1 tRNA gene and 2 rRNA genes (1 of these 3 cut by a window edge) are annotated in these 2,500 nt (G+C 55.6%); all 3 read left to right on the top strand.

Annotated elements, in window-relative coordinates:
• Positions 1-1,713: ribosomal RNA gene (locus tag AC0L2L_RS33180) — 23S ribosomal RNA — on the top strand; it begins 1,147 nt to the left of the window's first position.
• A gap of 182 nt (positions 1,714-1,895) precedes the next feature.
• Positions 1,896-2,010 (top strand): 5S ribosomal RNA (gene rrf / locus AC0L2L_RS33175).
• Positions 2,011-2,254: 244 nt separating this feature from the next.
• Positions 2,255-2,331 (top strand) — tRNA-Met (locus AC0L2L_RS33170).
• The last annotated feature ends 169 nt before the right edge of the window (positions 2,332-2,500 follow it).

The following is a 2,500-nucleotide window of genomic DNA, read 5'->3' as shown; positions in this document are numbered from 1 at the left end:
CAACCAGGATGTTGGCTTAGAAGCAGCCATCATTTAAAGAAAGCGTAACAGCTCACTGGTCTAAATAAGGGTCTTTGCGCCGAAAATGTAACGGGGCTAAAGCCATACACCGAAGCTTAGGGTTCGTGAGCAATCACGAGCGGTAGCGGAGCGTTCTGTAAGCTGATGAAGCCGTACCCGTGAGGGGCGGTGGAGGTATCAGAAGTGCGAATGCTGACATGAGTAACGTAAGGGGAGTGAGAGACTCCCCCGCCGAAAGACCAAGGGTTCCTGCTTAAAGTTAATCTGAGCAGGGTTAGCCGGCCCCTAAGACGAGGCGGAAACGCGTAGTCGATGGGAACCACGTTAATATTCGTGGGCCTGGAGGTAGTGACGGATCACACAAGTTGTCCAATCTTATCGGATTGAAAGGGCAGCGGAGTGGTTCCAGGAAATAGCTCCTCCTTATAGACCGTATCCGAAACCGACACTGGTGGTCAGGTAGAGTATACCAAGGCGCTTGAGAGAACTATGCTGAAGGAACTCGGCAAATTGCACGCGTAACTTCGGAAGAAGCGTGACCCTTTTCTGCGCAAGCAGAGGAGGGTGGCACAGACCAGGGGGTAGCGACTGTTTATCAAAAACACAGGGCTCTGCGAAGCCGCAAGGCGACGTATAGGGTCTGACGCCTGCCCGGTGCTGGAAGGTTAAGAGGAGGGGTGCAAGCTCTGAATCGAAGCCCCAGTAAACGGCGGCCGTAACTATAACGGTCCTAAGGTAGCGAAATTCCTTGTCGGGTAAGTTCCGACCTGCACGAATGGCGTAACGACTTCCCCGCTGTCTCCAGCATAGACTCAGTGAAATTGAATTCCCCGTGAAGATGCGGGGTTCCTGCGGTTAGACGGAAAGACCCCGTGCACCTTTACTATAGCTTTACATTGGCATTCGTAGTGGCATGTGTAGGATAGGTGGTAGGCTTTGAAACCTGGGCGCCAGCTCAGGTGGAGCCAACCTTGAAATACCACCCTTATTACTATGGATGTCTAACCGCGGCCCGTTATCCGGGTCCGGGACAATGTATGGTGGGTAGTTTGACTGGGGCGGTCGCCTCCTAAAGAGTAACGGAGGCGCGCGATGGTGGGCTCAGAACGGTCGGAAATCGTTCGCTGAGTGCAATGGCATAAGCCTGCCTGACTGCGAGACTGACAAGTCGAGCAGAGACGAAAGTCGGTCATAGTGATCCGGTGGTCCCGCGTGGAAGGGCCATCGCTCAACGGATAAAAGGTACGCCGGGGATAACAGGCTGATGACCCCCAAGAGTCCATATCGACGGGGTTGTTTGGCACCTCGATGTCGACTCATCGCATCCTGGGGCTGGAGCAGGTCCCAAGGGTATGGCTGTTCGCCATTTAAAGCGGTACGTGAGTTGGGTTCAGAACGTCGTGAGACAGTTCGGTCCCTATCTGCCGTGGGTGTAGGAATATTGAAAGGATCTGTCCCTAGTACGAGAGGACCGGGATGGACGGATCTCTGGTGGACCTGTTGTGGCGCCAGCCGCATCGCAGGGTAGCTATATCCGGACGGGATAACCGCTGAAGGCATCTAAGCGGGAAACCCACCTTGAAACGAGTATTCCCTGAGAACCGTGGAAGACGACCACGTTGATAGGCCGGGTGTGGAAGAGCGGCAACGCTTGAAGCTTACCGGTACTAATAGTTCGATAGGCTTGATCGTTCTCATTACTCATATCCATTAGCGCTCACGCATGAGCGGCCCTTACGGGCCTATGCTCCGCGAGGGCGCCGGATGACCGGCGACGCGCAGTCGCGCTTGCGGGCTTTGCCCGAGGCCGTCTGCAGAACAACGTCGCCTTGGCACAAAAACAGCTTCTCGAATTTGAACGTGCGTTTTGCCGACCTGGTGGTTATGGCGGAGCGGCTGCACCCGATCCCATTCCGAACTCGGCCGTGAAACGCTCCAGCGCTGATGGTACTTCGTCTCAAGACGCGGGAGAGTAGGTCGCTGCCAGGTCTGCCAAACGCACGTTCAACTCACATCCGGATCAAACAGATCCGGATGGTGACAATCTTCTCCTTACGGTTGTTGTGATGCATGTCGTTGCCCCAAAACCGCTAAGCACTTTTGGGCGACATGCATAAGGCCCGCCAAACGGGAGCCTGGGCCGCGCAAGCGGCCCTTTCATTTGGCAGCCTCTTGATTGCGGTAAGTTCGAACTTACCTCTAAGGACGCAAGCTAACGCTTGCTCGTAGTTGACGCGGGGTGGAGCAGCCCGGTAGCTCGTCAGGCTCATAACCTGAAGGTCACAGGTTCAAATCCTGTCCCCGCAACCAGATACAAGAACAGCCCGGCTTAGTCCGGGCTGTTCTTGTATCCGGCTGACGGTGGCCGTCCGATTTGAACCCGCATCAGGGGCCCGCAAGGAGGCAAAGCCGACGCCGCGGGACAGAAAAGCCAAATCCTGTCCCCGCAACCAAACAACAAAACGCCCGCCTCGCGCGG

It is taken from the genome of Mesorhizobium sp. WSM4832 (assembly GCF_055811115.1).
Note: the sequence above shows the minus strand (reverse complement) of the source record. Positions and strands in the feature narration are given on the sequence as shown.